The sequence below is a fragment of the Chryseobacterium jejuense genome (assembly GCF_900100075.1).
GTDB classification, from domain to species: Bacteria; Bacteroidota; Bacteroidia; order Flavobacteriales; family Weeksellaceae; genus Chryseobacterium; species Chryseobacterium jejuense.
The window spans coordinates 481,752-498,551 of sequence record NZ_FNEG01000004.1 but is presented as its reverse complement, the minus strand read 5'-3'; the positions used below and the strand labels follow the sequence as shown (position 1 = coordinate 498,551).

The window sequence follows — 16,800 nt, the reverse complement described above, 5'->3', positions numbered from 1 at the left end:
TAGGCTTTAGCCTTTATTATTATTTAACATTGAAAAAAATACTTTTAATACTATCTTTTCTAGTCTGTGCAAACGCTTTTTCACAGATATTATCCTCCAACGTAGAGAAGAAAACCATTGCTTTGGGAGAAACCAATCACCTTGTTATTAAGATTGATAATCTTTATGATGAGCAGGTGAACTCTGCGGCCAAAAATGAATTGCTGCCTTTTCACTTTGAAGAAACCAAAGACAGTATCGGGCAAAATGCCAATTCATATGAAAGAAAAATAGAATTTGCAGTTTTTGAAGAAGGAAAATTCACCATTCCCGAACTGGAGTTTAAAGTAGGAGATAAGATCCTTAAAACTATTCCTTATGAAATAGAGGTCATTAACACAGCTCAGAAAGCGGATCAGATTAATGATATCATGAAAAATAAGCAAGTAAAGCTTGATGCCAAAGATTATTGGGAACTGTACAAGTTTTATATTCTGGCAGCATTGGCGGTTATTGCTCTCATTATTGCTATTATTATGATCGTGAAATGGGGTAGGAAAGCGAAAAGCTCTCCAGTAGTAGCAACCAATCAAACTTTGAAAGAGTTGGATTCTCTTAAAAAGAAAAAATATATAGAAGGTGGTAATTTCCGTTCATTCTATGTTGAACTGATCGAAATATCTAGAAATTTTATTACCAAACAATATCATCTTCCTGCAGATGTTCTTTTAACAGATGACCTTATTGATGTGATGAAGAAGAATAATACCATTTCTCAGGATAATGAGAAAATCATTGAGGATGTATTCCTGAGAGGAGATCTGGTGAAATTCGCGAAAACCTTCCCTGATCAGGCTGTGATGGAGAAAGACTTTGCAGACATTAAAGACTTTGTGAAAAGATCATCCAAAGATTTAGAATTCGAAAACTTAAGAAAGGATGTTTAATTTTGAGTTTTACAGTCCGTGGTTTTTACTGCTTTTTCTGCTGTTTATTCCTCTTATTATAAAAGATGCGGGTAAAAAGAAAAGAAAAGGTATAAAAGTTCCTACCATAAAAAATATGGGAACAAGCGGTGGTATACAAGGGGTTCTTTTCCTATTGAAAATGTCAAAGTATATCATTCTTACAGCGCTTATTATTGCCATGGCAAGGCCAAGAACCTTTACGGTTTCACAGGACAGAGATGATACCAAAGGAGTAGATATTATGTTGTCTATTGACGTTTCACTCAGTATGCTGGCAAAAGATTTAAATCCGGATCGTATTACTGCCCTGAAGGATATTGCTGTTAAATTTGTTCAGAAACGCCCGAATGATAGAATAGGAGTCGTTGCTTATGCCGCTGAAGCATTTACCAAAGTTCCTGTTACCTCAGACCATCAGGTAGTGATTGATGAGATCAAAAATCTTAATTCTACGGGCCTTGAGCCAGGAACAGCCATTGGAGAGGGACTTTCTGTTGCTGTAAATCATTTGATTAAAAGTAAAGCCAAAAGCAAGGTTATCATTTTGATGACAGATGGAGTAAGCAATATAGAAAATGCAATTCCGCCACAACTTGCTGCAGAACTGGCAAAAAATAATAATATAAAGGTATACACCATTGGTATTGGAACAAATGGTTATGCACTGATGCCAACAGCTGTAGATTTTTTCGGTGACCTTATTTTTACCGAAGCTGAGGTGACTATCGATGAAAATACATTAAGAGAGATTGCCAAGACCACAGGTGGGAAATACTTTAGAGCGACTTCCAACAGCAGCCTTGAAGAAGTATATGATGAGATCAACCAACTGGAAAAATCTGATGTAAAAGTATCAAAGCTGTATAACTATGACGAGTATTTCATGATCTTTCTATGGGCCGCGTTGGCTATGCTGGTACTGGATGCATTAATGAGATGGGTATTTTATAAAATTTTAAGCTAATGAGTTGGTCTTTAGGGAATTACTGGTATTTATTTTTACTGTTGCTGCTGCCGCTGTTAGCTTCCTTTTTGATCCGTTTTTTAAAATGGAGAAAGAAAAAGAGAGAGATCTTTGCTGCCAGCCAGTTTCATGATAATTTATTTGAAAAGAATTCAGGATTTACAAGGTTTTTTCCGGCATTATATCTGTTGGGTACATTATTTCTGATATTCTCAATTATTGATCTTCTGAACGGTTCTGAAGAGGTGAAAAGCAATCAGAGATTGAATAATGTGATCTTTATGCTGGATGTTTCCAACTCCATGAATGCTGAAGATATTGAGCCAAGCCGTCTTACGGAAGCCAAAAATCTGATGATGCAGACCATGTCTAAAATGAAGAACGATAAGATTGGGATTGTTATTTTTGCAGGGCAGGCTATATCAATAATGCCTTTAACAACAGATTATAATTCTGCGGAAACTTATATTGGGGCTATTGAAACCAACTCTATGAAGATTCAGGGTACGGACTTTCTGAAAGGAATGCAGGCTGCTACTGAGAAATTCAAAAATGTAAGCAAAGGATCCCGAAAAATTATATTATTAAGTGATGGTGAAGATAATGAAGGGAATGACAACGCAGCCATAAGACTTGCCAATAAAGAAGGAATAACCATTACCTCTGTAGGAATAGGAACAGATGAAGGAGCACCGGTTCCTGTCTACAATGATGGACAATTGATGGGCTATAAAACAGATGTCAACGGAAGTACTGTTATTTCCAAAAGACAAACTGAAGCTCTCAATAAAATGGCGGGCTCTACTGGAGGAACATATATTGACGGAAATAACATCAATGAAGCTCCGGACAGGATTATTGATGCTATTAATAAGAAGTCTTCAGGATCAGAAACACTAGTGAAATCACAGAATGCAAACCATTATTATCAATATTTTTTAGCAGTATCTATCCTGTTCTTCTTTTTAATTTATATTTTTAATCCCAAAAATGATTTTAATCTATAGTTTTCCTTTATTTATAGAAGAAAATCTACAGGTACTTTAACCCAATTTTAACAAATAAAACTCTGTTTCTTAACATATAAAGGAATAATTTTGCAAGTAATGAATACTAAAACCATATTTTTATCGTTTATAGTTGCTTTCTCGTTCTCAGGCTTCTTGTTTGGGCAGGAAAACTACAGGACTTTGGTTCATGAAGGCAATCAGAAATTTGACGGTAAAGATTATGATGGAGCCTCTTCCAAATATATGGAAGCTGTAAAATCCAATGATAAAGATTTTACAGCCCATTACAATATGGGAAATGCTCTGTATAAAAGTAAAAAGTATGATGAAGCAAAAGCAGAGTTTGAAAAAGCACAACAGCTTTCACAGACTCTTCCAGACAAGGCTGCTGCTCTTCATAATTTAGGAAATACCTATATGCAGATGAATCAGCCGGAAAAAGCGGCAGATTATTATAAAAAAGCGCTTAAACAAAATCCTTACAGTGAGGCTACCCGTAAAAATTATGAAATTGCCAAGCTGAAAGAAAAAGAAAAGCAGCAAAACAAAAGCGAGCAGAATAAATCCGGACAAGGAGGCGGTAGCGGTAACGATCAGAACAAAGGTGAAGATCAGAAAGGCGATAAAAAAGACCAAAGGCAGGATCAGGGAAATGGGCCGCAAAACGAAGGTAAAAGCGACCAGGGCAATCCTCAGCAAAATCAGAATAATGATGGCAGAATGCCAAAAAATCTTGAAAATCAGCTCTTAGATAAAATAAACGAAAAAGAAAAAGAAACCGCCAGAAGAATTTTAAACAAAAATTCTTATTCGATGCCCGAAAGCAACGAGAAAGATTGGTGATGAAAGATAAATTGATTTACATATTGCTTACTCTAGCATCCGTAATTACTTACGGACAGGTAAATCTTTCTCTTGATGCTGACAAAAATGACTATGGAGGTAAGGATGTTGTTAACCTTACCATTGTTCTTGAACTGAATGGAAGTGACCTTGTTCAGCAGACAGGTTTTCAGCTTCCGGATCTTTCAAAATTCAATATTATAGGCAGCGGATCTGTAACCAACACGGTGATTGATCCTGCAACCAACACACTTATTACTCAAAAAGTATCCAGAATTGCTCTTGAACCTAAGAAAAAAGGAAAAATCAAAATCGGGTCAGTACTGGTTACTGTCAATAATAAAATCTATAAAACAGAACCCTTCGACGTTAATATCCGGGATATTGTTGAAAAGAAATCCTTAGCCAGTACTACTTCCAATGAAGTATATCTGAATATGGAGATTGAAGACAGGGATGTATATCAGGATCAGCCTACCATTGCCGTTCTGAAAGTATATTCCAGAAACATGGATAACCTTAGAAAAGTAAAGAATATCCGCCTTCCACAACAGGAAAATATCAATGTACATCCTATTAATTTCACTAAGTCTGAGATTGATCCGTCTGATAACGGAAATATGGCATCCCAGATCCTGGCGATGTTTATGGTATTCCCGAATGAGGCCGGCTATGTTGAAGTGCCAGGAGTATCAGCATCGGTAAGTACCTATTCAAATAAAAATAAAATTGTTTCCAATAAGGTAAAAATTAATGTAAGAAAACTTCCGGAAGGGGCTCCTGACGGTTTTACAAATGCCGTTGGAAATTTCAACGTAAGCGTTTATAATACAACGAAAGAAAAGCCTGAGGCTAAAAAGCCATTGAATGTTGTAGTGAAGGTTGCCGGAGAAGGAAATTTACCGGATCTGGTACTGCCGAAAATTGCACCATCTCCCGATTATGAAGTTTTTGCTCCAAAAATCACTTCAAAGGTTTCTCCGGGAAGCACTGGGATGAAAGGGGAAATTTTTGCCAATTATGTAGTAATTCCTAACAAATCAGGAGCTATTGCTATTAAAACGGAACCGTTTGCTTTCTTTAATCCTGAAAACAGAGAGTATGTGGATATGGGACAGAAAACATTGGATATCCAGGCTTTTTCCCATGATCAGGTAATGGAATCCCGTTCTACAGTAGAAAAGGTAAATGAATATACCAATAACCTTTTGGAGACGGTAGATACACCGGTTCTGAAAACTACTTCATTTAAAGTAAAAGAAAAAAGTAAATTCCACTGGAATATTCTTTTAACCAATATTGCTATTCTTTTAGGTTTATTTGTTGTGTATCTGCTATTTAAAACTTGGCAAAAAAAACGTACATTAGTTAGGGAAACCGTACCTCAAAAACCCTTAGGTTCTGTGGCTGAAACAGAAAAAGAAATCAGAGAGTTGCTGAAAACGGATATCAATGATTATTTTGGTTATCTTGAAAACCTCAAAGATAATGGCGATTATGAAAAGTTTTTTGTTACACTGGAAGAATTGGATCAGGAAGTAAGAAACCAGTATTTTCAAGGCTCTGTTGCCGAGTTTAAGACTTTTCTTGAAAAACACAAAGGTTCTTCAGTTGCTGAACAATATGTAAGATTGCAGCAGAAAATTCAGATGGAGAAATATGCTCCTGTGAAATCTCACGATGGGATAGAAGAACTTTTGAAAACAATTGTTAATTTATATTCACAAATTAGCAAATAGTTAATTTATTTTCATATTTTTGCGAAATTTTTAATTACAAAGAGATGGAAATTTTTGATGGTTTCTCTATTAAAGAGATTGTTACCAGCTTTATGGTTCTTTTTGCCGTTATCGACATTATCGGCTCAGTTCCCATTATAGTAAGCCTTCAGCAGAAGTTCGGAAAGATTGAAGCTGGCAAGGCTGCAATTACTGCGGGAGTAATTATGATTGTTTTCCTGTTTGTAGGAAATAAAATTCTAAAACTCATCGGAGTAGATGTAAATTCATTTGCGATTGCAGGAGCTTTTGTGATTTTTGTCATAGCGCTTGAAATGATTTTAGGAATCGAGATCAATAAAACCACCGAGGCAAAGGCTGCGTCCATCGTACCCATCGCATTTCCACTGGTTGCAGGAGCAGGAACTTTAACAACAGCACTATCCCTCAGAGCTGAATTTCATGATATTAATATTATTTGCGGAATTATTCTTAATACAATTTTCGTATATTTGGTGCTGAAATCAGCGAAATGGTTGGAGCAGAAAATAGGAGATGCTACTTTGATGATTCTTCAGAAAGTTTTCGGTATTATCCTTTTAGCGATTTCAATTAAATTATTCACTGCAAATTTTGCCCAATTGGTGCTGAATTATGTTAATTTTTAAAAATTATGAAGAAGTTTTATAAAGTATTTTTAGTACTGTTCATCGTTTTCATCGCTATTAATTTATATGCTATCAACTGGCAGAATGACCTTATCGCGGATGAAGACAACATCAAGTTTGTATTTTCTGCATCAGCTGCTGCAATAGGTCTTATCCTGCTTTTTGTTATGGATACCTGGAGCCGAATCGGTGTAAAGAAGTAAATTAAATATTTATATAGATATAGCCTCTTTCGTTTTGAAGGAGGTTTTTTTATGGATAAAAGATAAAAGATAAAAGATCTTGTCGTTAAACAACTATTGCTTTAACGATTATCCATCAGGATATCAACATCAATAGAGGTGGGCTTTAGCCCGCCTAAATAAACCCAATAAAAATTCATCTGGCTTTAGCCGAAACTTATATTGAAACACAAATAGCACAAATAGTTTCACGAATTTCACAATGATTTGAAACAGTTTAAACCATACATTTTGGCATTCTGAAAGAATCTAAACCGACTTATCATTATTTAAATGAAAGAAACTTATCGTGAGAAAATCTGTGGTTAAAAAATGCAATAAAACGCCCTTTCTTACCTAAGAAACAACTAAATTTTTCAAAATAGCCTCAGATTTCAGTTCTGTTTCAATCCATTCCTTTTCAGGATTACTCTGAGCGGTAATTCCACCACCTACAAAAACATGCACAGCATTCCTGTACAATCTTGCACATCTAAGATTCACAAAATAAAGGATGTTTTCGTCGGTTTCCACTTTGATATAACCGGCATAGAATTCACGGGGGAATTTTTCATACTTCCGAATGTTTTCATTGCAGAAATCTTTAGGAATACCACAAACTGCCGGAGTAGGGTGCAGATCCTGAATTAAGCGGTCAAGATCACTAGGTTTTATTGTAGTTTTAAAATCTGTACGAAGATGTTTAATATTCCCGGAAACGTGGTCATGGGTTTCAGATTGTTGTACCTGATCCGAATAGTTTTTAAGAATATTCTGAATATAAGTGGTAACCGGTTTTTGTTCTTCGATCTCTTTTTCCGTCCATTCTTCAGTTGTGGGAAGAGTTCCTGCCAATGCCATGGTCTCAAACTCATGGGTAGCTTTATTAAACTTGCCTAATACTTCAGAAAAGGCACCCATCCACGCATTTTCCCCATCGTTAAACAGATATCGGAAGGCATTGGGATAAGTTGTACATAGATTATCAAAACTGGCCTTAAAATCAATTGTATTAAAGTCTGTAAAGATCTTTCTCCTTGAATAAACTAATTTGGGAAGATCGTTTTCTTTAATCACTTCAATTACCTGTTCTAAAGTACTGCAATATTCTTCCTTCGTTTCTGCTGTAAAATCCGTTGTGTCATTTGCCAGGGACTCATTAGTAATTGAAACTTCATTCCAATTTGCAGATTCAACCTTGATGATGTTTCCATTAAAGTTGATCTGGTTCAGGCTGTTATAAGAATGAAAATTGACTGCGTTTTTATCAGCTGTTTCCTCTACAGTATGCAATCCTTCATTGAAGGGAAGTTTGAAATAAATCATGAGTTATGAACGGATTTTGAAAATCATTAACCGGAAATAATATAGGAAATTCCGAAGTTGATTTTCCTTTCTACAAAGGTATTATTAGTCTTAAAGATGTCAAAATTATATGAGCTGTTTTTTAAGGAAATGTTGTTTTTGAAATAGAAAAACAAAACGTTGCAGTAAGGATATAAAAAAAGCTCAATTTTTTTTGAGCTTTTACATTTTTATGGATATTCAACCTATCTGTTAATGATATTATTGGTCATCGTAGTATGGTTGATGAGCGTTCCTTTTTCATCCCTGATTTCAATTTCAGAAACGTGCATTGTTTTTCCTTTTCTGATGAAGCGGGCAGTAGCTGTTACAATTCCATCTTTCTTACTTCTTAAGTGATTGGAGTTGATATTAGTTCCTACACCATAGTATTTATCACCGTCAATAAAGATATTAGACAGGCTTGAACCTAGTGTTTCAGCCAGTACACAGCTTGCTCCGCCATGCATGATTCCGAAAGGCTGGTGTGTTCTTGGCAGTACCGGCATGGTAGCGGTAAGGGTTTCATTTTCGAGATCAATATCAATGAATTTGATTTCCATTGCTTTTGCCAGGGTTTCACCGCCCCAGTTATTGATGAATGCTAATATTTCTTCTTTTGTCTGACCTTTCATTGTTATAATAGATAAGAGATGATTGATAAATGATGATGAGAAATTATTTTTATTATTCTCCTGTACCCATAATATTTGGATTCCAGTTAGCCGGAACCTTAGGTACAATATCGTTTTTCACATAATAATCCTGAATTTCCTGCATGATCTCAGAAAACGGAACAGATGCAAGTCTTTCGTAAGGAATGGTATAGCCAAGGTATACGGTATTTCTTTTAAAATCTCCAGCTGCCAACACAATAGGTACTTTTGCAGCCATAGCCATATGATAGAATCCCTTTCTCCATTTTGGAACCCAGCTTCTTGTTCCTTCTGGAGTAATCACAAGACTGAAATTTTCTTTGGCAAATTGACTGGCTACAAAATTGACAAGATCATTTTTCTGGCTTCTGTCGATACCAATACCACCAAGTCCTTTTACAATACTTCCATACCAAGCTTTGGTGTGAGCATCTTTAATAATGATTTTTAAAGGTTTATTCAAGGACCAATAGGCAAAGTTTCCTAAAATGTATTCCATATTATGGGTATGCGGTGCTACCACCAGGATACATCGGTCCAGGACGTTTACATCGCCCTGCAGAACAACTTTCCATCCTAATAATTTTAACATCAGTTTGCCTAACAGCTTTTTCATAGATTCTTGGATTAAAAACAAAAAAGTATAACCAATTTGGTTATACTTTTACAAATATATTGAAATATTATTGCTCTTAAAACAAACCGTTAATTAAATCTACGATTTTCATTACGAATTCCATTGCAAATTGTATCATAATAAGAGTGTTTTTTAGTGTTGGTTGGTTATTAAATTTTAACTATACGAAATTATAACAATTTTTCCATATGAAGAACTAAATGTTAATTTTTTTTCACTTTTCTGAGAGAAGAATGGTGTGAATTTCAAACGGTTGCTTTCCATTCACACCTTCTACCACTCTCTGTAGTTAATTATTTAGTTTTTATGGATATTTCGTTTTTTCCGTCCTTTATTTTGATGTCCACATCTTTGTTGATTTTCTTGATATCAGATGCTACGGAATCAATAACTTTCTTAGCCTGGTTGTTCGGAACTTTTTTACCGTTAATAATGACACTGTCTTTATCATCAGAGTTATATTCTATGCTTGAACCGTTTACCGTGATTTTATTTTTCTCGATTCTGATTCCGTTGTGATTTTCATCTCTGTCCTGGTCATCATCATCCATACCATCTCCGTTCAGGTCTCCGTCAAAGTCAATTCTGTCTTTTTTAACAGGAATTACTATTGTGCCTTGAGGAACTACAAGTTCATAATTTACTCTGTAATCTCTGAATCTGTGTTCATACGGATATTTAATGTAGTTAGGAAGCATTACTTTATTATTTACAACCTCTACAGGAACATTTACCTGAATAGGGAAATTATAACCGTTTCCTTCTTTTTTGATGATTAGATAAGGGGTCTTTACTTCCGGTTTTCTTGTTACTTCTACAGAGATATAATCTTCTTCATACACTGATTTTTTATCAGAATAAACGTCATCATCATAGGCTTTATAATTCTGTGGAATGCTTACCTGTTTTACATCTACATACACTGTATCGGAAGTAGTATTGATGGCTACATTTTCAATATCTTCTTTACTGCCTTTGTAGATCAGATTTTTCTTCGCCATGCTGATTCCGAAATAAGTTCCAAGTCCAATCAGAAGAAGAAATAATCCGCCAACTACCCATCCAAGATTTCTCAGTTTTGTTTTTGGAGAGAATATCTTAATACTTAATAAGCTGAAAAGGATAGCAGGAATTAAACTTCCTATAATCATGATCGCTGCCAGTACTTTGTCCAGACCGTTATCATCCATATAGAATCTGATCTGATTAGCTCCAGGGAAATCTGTATCCATTCCGAAGAGTGCAAATAATACAAATACTCCGATAATACTTCCTACAGCTACCAATACTGAGAATGCCCCAATGATATATTTGAAAATATTCCAGATTCCACTTCCTGCATTATTAATGTATGGCTTGTTTTCGTTGTAGATTTCTCCGACCCTCTGAGTAGATTCATTGGCAAATTGTACCAATTTATTAGACTCATTCTTAAGATTGTCGAAGTTCATAGGCTTTCCCTGCATCTTCAGGAAATCTGAAGCGGATTGTGCTTTTGGAAGTACCAGCCAAAGGATCAGATAAAGCAGAAGAATTACTAGTGCGCTTCCTGCTGCAGGAATCATCACTAAGAAAACAACTACCCAGATGATTCTCATCGCTGTAATGTCCATTCCTACATAATGAGCTAAACCTGCACAAACACCCGCGATTTTCTGTTTTTCAGGGTCACGGAATAATTGTTTTTTGTCTGTATAATGAGCGCCGGTGTTGGTCTCTTTAGTTGTATTTTTTTCAGAAAAATAAGCCTCTTCCTGTTCTTCAATTTTCTCAGGAGTTCCGATCTGTGCGATTACTTTTTCTACATCAGTATCGTTAACTACTTCACGTTTTCCCAGAGAATCTCTGAAGATTTCCACCATTCTTATTTCTATGTCATGCATTACCTCATCGGCTTCAGAAGCATCCAGTGAGCTTCTCAGAGCGTTCAGGTAATCGCTGAGCTTTATATATGCGTGTTCTTCTATTGTAAAAGAAAAACCTGCGAGTCCTATTGAGAGTGTCTTGTTCATAGCTTTGTTTTTTAATGTTGTTGAGTGATTTGGTTTACTGAAGCTGTAAGCTCATTCCACGTATTTTGAAGTTCATCCAGGAAAAGTTTTCCTTTTTCTGTGATCTGATAGTATTTTCTGGGTGGTCCGCCTGTAGATTCTTCCCATCTGTAAGAGAGAAACTCTCCGTTTTTAAGTCTTGTGAGAAGAGGGTAGAGGGTACCTTCCACTACATCCAGTTTTCCTTTTTTCAGTTCATCAATAAGATCAGAAACGTACATTTCGCGATTATTAATGAGACTTAGAATACAGAATTCCAGAATCCCTTTTCGCATTTGCGCTTTGGTATTTTCAGTATTCATCTTTGATAATTTTTGTTAATTAAGGTTATATTTTTAGAAAGATGCTCCTAGCTAGTTGAGCCTATTCTAATTTTACATTACAAAGATATGTAAATAAAATGGTATTATGCAATACAAAGTAGTGAAATTTTAAAAATAAAACATTTAATCAATTGAAAATCAGTTTAATAAATTTTAGTCTAAATTTTCATGATCTCGTTTTTCGAGAAAAAATCTTTAAAAAAGTTCAAAGAACTGACAGCATTTTTAAATCTAGGGAAGGAAATAGCATCAAAGATTAAGGTTTTTTCTAGAACAAAATGTTTGGGATGTTTAGATTCTTACAGGATAACAAAAGGTATAAAAAACATTTTTAGGTAACATGGTATGGATATTACTTATTAATTACCTCAGATTATTGTGCTATTTGTGAAAAGCATTTGTGTAATTTGTGTTTAAATTAAAAGCAGTTGGCAATAATTTCAGTTTCTATCTTTCATCAAACATCACTTATTAATCATCGTTTATTATTTCTCTAATACATTTGAGTTTTGAAATCGGAACTATGATTCGTATTTTTGTTTGAAAGTTGTTATAAAAACATTTGAATCCAATATAACTATGAAAATGAATATTTTGAATTATTACAGGAGTTTATCCGCTTTTATATTATTAGGTCCATTATGCTTTGGACAATATCAGTTTGGGGTTAAAGATGCCTCTAAAAACTATGATGCCATCATTCATATAGACAATTGTTTCACTGACCAGTGTATGGATAAAGGTACTGTTGAATTATTTAATAACAATAACACCAAAGTACAGACTTTTACGTCTGATAATTTGGTACTGCATCTTGGAGAAGGACAGAGACTGGAACGAGGAAAAGTGATCCCATTAGCCAAGGATCAAAGTCCCCTTATTTTTGGTGACTTTAATTTTGACGGAACGGAAGACCTTGCTATAAGAAATGGAAATATGGGAAACTACAGTTCGGCATCCTATGACGTTTATGTATTTAATAGTACCAGAATGGCTTTTGTAAAAAGTAAAGAACTTACCGACCTGGGATCAAATTATTTTGATTTTTTTGAAACAGATCCGGTTCGTAAACGCATTATTACTTTTGGAAAGGATGGATGCTGCCGATTTTTCACCACAGAATTTGAAGTAATTCCTCAAAAAGGACTTGATAGAGTGCTTGAAAAAGAAGAAGACAGCAGTGAAGAAGGGTATGTGAAAGTCATTATAAAAGAAAAGAAAAACAATAAATGGACTACCAGAACCAAGGTATATCCATCAGATCAATATAATAGAGAAAAGTAAGATGAAGATTCAAAAAGAGATCGATTTTATCCTGGCAGTAGATGCCCTGAAAAACGTACAGCGAAGAAATTACAATGCAGACGATACCAGAAGAGAAAATACAGCAGAACACTCATGGCAGATCGTTATTTTAGCTCAAATCCTTTATCCTTATGCGAGAAACCGTGAGGATATCAATTTGTTGAGAGTCATTAGAATGCTTTCTATTCATGATCTTGTGGAGATTGAAGCAGGAGATACTTTCCTTTTCGATGAAGCAGCTATGGTAGGAAAGTTTGAAAGAGAAAAGATTTCTGCACAGAAAATCTTTGGAATTCTGGATGAACCTTTACGTTCGGAATTCTTTAATCTATGGCTTGAATTTGAAGAAGAAGCTACTCCGGATGCAATTTTTGCTTGTTCCATCGATAGGATTATGCCTTTCATTCTGAATTCGTATACTTCAGGAAAGAGCTGGACAGAAGCCGGTGTTACTGAAAAGCAAATCAGAAATATGCTTGAAAATGCCATTACCAGAGCATCAGATGAAATGGGAGAGGCTTTTGAAATGTTGTTGAGTAGAAGCCTGGATACGGGAAAAGTTTTAAAGTAAATAAAATAATAGGATATAGAGCTTCGGGCGGCCTTTGAGCGCCCGAAGCTTCTTTATTTATAGTATCTGAATTGGTTTCTTGAATTCATCAATGGCTACAAAAGTAAAGTCACCCACAATTGCTTTTTCTCTTTCGTAAGAGTACATTTGCTCTGTGTAGATCTCAACACTTACTTTCATACTGGTTTTACCAACATATGAAACTTTTCCGATAAGTTCTACGATTGTTCCTGCAGGAATAGGTTTTTTAAAATCGATTTTGTCACTGCTTACTGTTACCACTCTTTTTCTTGCGAAACGGGTCGCAGCAATAAAGGCTACTTCATCCATCAGCTGCATGGCAGTACCTCCGAAAAGGGTGTCGTAATGATTGGTCGTGTTAGGGAAAACCGCTTTAAAGATTCTGGTTTCGGCAGCTTCAATTCTTTCTTCTGTAGTCATATTTCATTATTAATTAAGGCGAAATGAAATAGTATCAAAACAACAGAATAATGACAGGAACTTTAGAAATCCCTGAAACAATCCATCAGATCAATAAAACTTCAAATCGCGAAAGTTTTTTGTTTAAGAAATCGGCAGGTCTCCTGACTTGTAACATCATTTATCTCCTTCCCATGCCTCGCACAGTGGATCTTTTGATAAAGATTTCAGTTACTTACAGTTGCGCGACAGTCCGTGATTTTCACACGGTTCCCTTTTAATCTGCGGTTATGCAGAACCAGTTTCTGTGATGAATAAGCCTAAACTTTTTCTGTGCAAAAATAATGAATTTATTCCGGATTATGATAAATAATCTGGCTGATCACTCTTCCTTTCTTGATGGTCCAAAGAGTAGTATATCTGTATTCCCCTGTACCATTGGTCATATAAAGGAAAATATTGTCATTGTCCAGAGAGGTTACTCCTATATTGTTAAAGTCCATTGTGGGCTGGAACATATTTTTAATAGCTTCTCTTACAAAAACAGATCCTCTTCCGGGTTGTTGAAGTCGGATCGATTTGATTTCGGTCATCCCTTCAGGAAGATCATTTCCAATTCCCCATGGTTTTACTTTATCAATGGTAAGAAGTTTTCCTTCAGCATCTTTTTCCTTCTTGCGGTAACCGGCATTGGATGGATACACATCAATAACAACCTTGCTTCTTTGAGCGGTAGGGATTTTAGGGTCAGAATTATCTGTGAAGATGAGTGATCTTCCGTTTTTAGATTTAGATGGAGTATAGGCTGGAAGCTGATCCACAAAGGCAATACGTTCTTTATTCACCATTCCCTCCTTGTCAAGGGTTTCGTAGCGAACAAATGGTTTTTCTTCATCCTGCTTTTCAGGATATTTAATCCATATCCATTCTGTTTCTCCCGGAGCAGGTTTTACATAAACAAAAACATCCCCTTTACGCATACGGATTTTATCTACAATTTTTCTATAGTTATCTTTATGTACACGTACATTGGCATATCCTTCTTCAGCTTTTACAACACCAAAAGGAACTTTATTCTGACCTTTAACGAAGGCTAAAGAAAAAATACTGAAAGCAGACAGGTACAATGCTTTGTTTACTGAAATCATCTTAACAAATTTTAGATTCCCAAATATATAAATTAAATGCTTTGCGGAAGATAACTATATTGTTGCAATTCTTTTAAATCCTGTATCGGTTTCAAATGACCATTGGAAAGTAGATAAATGAAAGTTGAAATAGCCAGTACATCTTGGTAGTAATGATCGGAGATAATAAAACCCTTGTTTTTGCTTTGCAAACTGATGATTTTCCTGAGCTCGCCAACCATTTTCGGTGAAAGACTTTGGAATGGTTCATCCAAGAGGATGAAATCGGCCTCAGAATAGATAATCAATAGAGCTTCAATCAATCTTTGTTCTCCAACGGAAAGGGTTTCAGGCTTTTCATTAAGAAAAGGACTGATCAGATCCAAGGTAAGAAGAACTCCAGCATTTTCTTTATTGCAAAACAGTAAAATTAGATCTTTTACCTTCTTTTTTCTAGGTAAAAAAGGTTCCTGTGGCAAATAAGAAATTAATTTTTTTCTGTTTGCTAAGCTTTTTAAAATTTTACCATTATCCCTTATAAATTGGGTTTCACTGTCCAGAACTCCAAAAATAATTTTTAATAAAGTTGATTTTCCAGAACCGTTTCTGCCTAATAATCCTACGATTTGCCCAATATTACATCCAAGATAGATGTCTTGTAGGATTTTTTTCTCACCAAAATATTTGGTAATACTGTCAATATGGAGTCTATTCATAAGAGATAAGTGATGATTTTTACAGTTAATCCCAACGATAGAGTAGAGATCCAGAGGAACAATCTTGAGAATCCGAAATTTGCATAAAAATAATATTCATTTTGTAATCTCAGCTCATAAATGAAATAATGAAGAAGAGGTAAAATGAAAAGAAAGCTCAGTCCAAAAGTCTCAGGATCAGATTGAAATAAAAAATAAAAAAGCAGGGAAAATATTCCAGCAGGAAGAATGAGTTTTTTATAGAAAATCCAAAGGATAAGAAGGTTTTTATTCATGATTTTGCTTCTGCTGGTACTTTTATAATGCCCCTTAATTAAAACATCATTATGTTTGTAAATGTAATACTAAAAGAATTTTAAAAGCAGTAACTGTAATTAAAACTGGCTTTTTTAAAATGAATATTAAAAGGTAAAAATAAAACCAACATGGAAATAAATAAAAAGAGTGCTTGATACGGGCTCAAACAATCTTTTTATCTTGAGTTAAATCTATTTTTTAAGCCTCTGGGTTTTGATCTGTTGAGTCATAAATTGCCCTCGGATCATTTTTAAGGTAATAAGAAAACACTCCAAAGAATAGCAGTACAAGCAGAAATAATGCTTCACATACATAAAAAGCAGTTCCAAAACCATAGCTGATGGTTACTCCGTTTCCTAATCCCATTCCGACTTGATTATTACCTAATCCTTCCATTTTTGACTGGAAAGTTAAATAGAAAGCGAGTAAAGAGATAAAACCAACTAAGGAAAGCACAATATGATAAATGTATTTCTTTTTTATACTTTTTACCAGCTGAATAATAATCCCGGCAATAGCCGCCAGAAAAGCGATGATAACAATCGGACTTGGTGGAATATTTTCCTTGTCTTTTTTATTGTTGGATTCGTTCAGTGGTGAGTATTCAGAATCGGTATTTGAAGATTTATCACCTGAATCATTTCCGAAAGCAGAACCAAACGGAGAAGTTTTTTTCAGATTTTCTTTCATCCGTTCATTCATTGTTTGCTGGGAAATTCCAGTTACCAGATCTGTTCCTTTGATAGACATTAAGGTGGTATCACCACATTTTATCAGGAAAAAAGGAAAGAAAAAACAGAGAATGATAACAGTATAACTTGGTATTGGAATAAGGTCTGAAAGTGCTTTTAATGGTTTCATAAATTATTGTTTTTGTTAAAAGTAGGGAAATTTTACGATAATGTATAAAAGAAAAGAGAGCATCCTAAGACACTCTCTTCCATTATTGTATTCGGTTAATTTTCAAACTCTCAGATTAATC

At 35.0% G+C, this 16,800-nt stretch carries 18 protein-coding genes and 1 riboswitch; of the genes, 9 read left to right on the top strand and 9 right to left on the bottom strand.

The window, feature by feature from the left end; genetic code table 11:
* The first annotated feature begins 29 nt into the window (after positions 1 to 29).
* The 7 genes from BLS98_RS14540 to BLS98_RS14510 all read left to right on the top strand — a co-directional run bounded on the left by BLS98_RS14540 (position 30) and on the right by BLS98_RS14510 (position 6,353).
* Entirely contained in the window at positions 30 to 926 is an 897-nt protein-coding gene (locus BLS98_RS14540; RefSeq protein WP_089737217.1) for a BatD family protein, read from the top strand.
* Entirely contained in the window at positions 919 to 1,911 is a 993-nt protein-coding gene (locus BLS98_RS14535) for a VWA domain-containing protein (RefSeq protein WP_089737216.1), read from the top strand. The genes BLS98_RS14540 and BLS98_RS14535 overlap by 8 nt, the downstream gene beginning before the upstream one ends.
* Positions 1,911 to 2,918, top strand: coding sequence for a VWA domain-containing protein (locus BLS98_RS14530; RefSeq protein WP_089737215.1), 1,008 nt, complete (start codon positions 1,911 to 1,913; stop codon positions 2,916 to 2,918). Before BLS98_RS14535 ends, BLS98_RS14530 begins: the two co-directional genes overlap by 1 nt.
* Before the next feature lie 99 nt (positions 2,919 to 3,017).
* Complete coding sequence (locus tag BLS98_RS14525; protein WP_089737214.1) at positions 3,018 to 3,764, top strand: tetratricopeptide repeat protein; 747 nt, start codon at positions 3,018 to 3,020, stop codon at positions 3,762 to 3,764.
* Positions 3,764 to 5,503, top strand: coding sequence for a BatD family protein (locus tag BLS98_RS14520; RefSeq protein WP_089737213.1), 1,740 nt, complete (start codon positions 3,764 to 3,766; stop codon positions 5,501 to 5,503). The genes BLS98_RS14525 and BLS98_RS14520 overlap by 1 nt, the downstream gene beginning before the upstream one ends.
* A gap of 44 nt (positions 5,504 to 5,547) precedes the next feature.
* Positions 5,548 to 6,150 (top strand): MarC family protein, encoded by a 603-nt coding sequence (locus BLS98_RS14515; RefSeq protein ID WP_089737212.1) that lies wholly within the window; start codon positions 5,548 to 5,550, stop codon positions 6,148 to 6,150.
* Between the two features lie 5 nt (positions 6,151 to 6,155).
* Complete coding sequence (locus tag BLS98_RS14510; protein ID WP_066694630.1) at positions 6,156 to 6,353, top strand: hypothetical protein; 198 nt, start codon at positions 6,156 to 6,158, stop codon at positions 6,351 to 6,353.
* Positions 6,354 to 6,728: 375 nt separating this feature from the next.
* On the opposite strand, the gene BLS98_RS14505 is transcribed toward BLS98_RS14510, so the two are convergent.
* From BLS98_RS14505 to BLS98_RS14485, 5 genes are all read right to left on the bottom strand, one after another.
* Positions 6,729 to 7,697 carry a chorismate-binding protein gene (locus BLS98_RS14505; RefSeq protein WP_089737211.1) on the bottom strand — a complete coding sequence of 323 codons (969 nt, stop codon included), beginning with the start codon at positions 7,695 to 7,697 and terminating at the stop codon, positions 6,729 to 6,731.
* Between the two features lie 224 nt (positions 7,698 to 7,921).
* Positions 7,922 to 8,350 (bottom strand): PaaI family thioesterase, encoded by a 429-nt coding sequence (locus BLS98_RS14500; protein WP_089737210.1) that lies wholly within the window; start codon positions 8,348 to 8,350, stop codon positions 7,922 to 7,924.
* A gap of 52 nt (positions 8,351 to 8,402) precedes the next feature.
* Positions 8,403 to 8,987: a 1-acyl-sn-glycerol-3-phosphate acyltransferase gene (locus BLS98_RS14495; protein WP_089737209.1), complete on the bottom strand. Its 585-nt coding sequence runs from the start codon at positions 8,985 to 8,987 to the stop codon at positions 8,403 to 8,405.
* A 314-nt stretch (positions 8,988 to 9,301) separates the two neighbouring features.
* The gene (locus tag BLS98_RS14490; RefSeq protein WP_089737208.1) at positions 9,302 to 11,020 is read right to left on the bottom strand and encodes a PspC domain-containing protein; all 1,719 of its coding nucleotides are present in this window, start codon (positions 11,018 to 11,020) and stop codon (positions 9,302 to 9,304) included.
* Positions 11,021 to 11,031: 11 nt separating this feature from the next.
* Positions 11,032 to 11,361 carry a PadR family transcriptional regulator gene (locus BLS98_RS14485; RefSeq protein WP_045499677.1) on the bottom strand — a complete coding sequence of 110 codons (330 nt, stop codon included), beginning with the start codon at positions 11,359 to 11,361 and terminating at the stop codon, positions 11,032 to 11,034.
* A 600-nt stretch (positions 11,362 to 11,961) separates the two neighbouring features.
* On the opposite strand from BLS98_RS14485, the gene BLS98_RS14480 reads away from it, so the two are divergent.
* Together BLS98_RS14480 and BLS98_RS14475 are read left to right on the top strand one after the other, a co-directional pair.
* A complete protein-coding gene (locus BLS98_RS14480) occupies positions 11,962 to 12,666 on the top strand; it encodes an XAC2610-related protein (RefSeq protein WP_089737207.1) in 705 nt (234 codons plus the stop codon).
* Between the two features lies 1 nt (position 12,667).
* A complete protein-coding gene (locus BLS98_RS14475) occupies positions 12,668 to 13,258 on the top strand; it encodes an HD domain-containing protein (RefSeq protein WP_089737206.1) in 591 nt (196 codons plus the stop codon).
* 57 nt (positions 13,259 to 13,315) lie between these two features.
* Here the strand turns inward: BLS98_RS14475 and BLS98_RS14470 are convergent, their stop codons facing one another.
* The 4 genes from BLS98_RS14470 to BLS98_RS14450 all read right to left on the bottom strand — a co-directional run bounded on the left by BLS98_RS14470 (position 13,316) and on the right by BLS98_RS14450 (position 16,679).
* Complete coding sequence (locus BLS98_RS14470; protein ID WP_047098292.1) at positions 13,316 to 13,699, bottom strand: acyl-CoA thioesterase; 384 nt, start codon at positions 13,697 to 13,699, stop codon at positions 13,316 to 13,318.
* Positions 13,700 to 13,815: 116 nt separating this feature from the next.
* Positions 13,816 to 13,996: riboswitch (cobalamin riboswitch) on the bottom strand.
* A 32-nt stretch (positions 13,997 to 14,028) separates the two neighbouring features.
* Positions 14,029 to 14,826: a hypothetical protein gene (locus BLS98_RS14465; RefSeq protein WP_089737205.1), complete on the bottom strand. Its 798-nt coding sequence runs from the start codon at positions 14,824 to 14,826 to the stop codon at positions 14,029 to 14,031.
* Between the two features lie 32 nt (positions 14,827 to 14,858).
* Positions 14,859 to 15,521, bottom strand: coding sequence for an ATP-binding cassette domain-containing protein (locus BLS98_RS14460; protein ID WP_089737204.1), 663 nt, complete (start codon positions 15,519 to 15,521; stop codon positions 14,859 to 14,861).
* Between the two features lie 495 nt (positions 15,522 to 16,016).
* Positions 16,017 to 16,679: a hypothetical protein gene (locus tag BLS98_RS14450; protein WP_089737202.1), complete on the bottom strand. Its 663-nt coding sequence runs from the start codon at positions 16,677 to 16,679 to the stop codon at positions 16,017 to 16,019.
* Between the last annotated feature and the right edge of the window lie 121 nt (positions 16,680 to 16,800).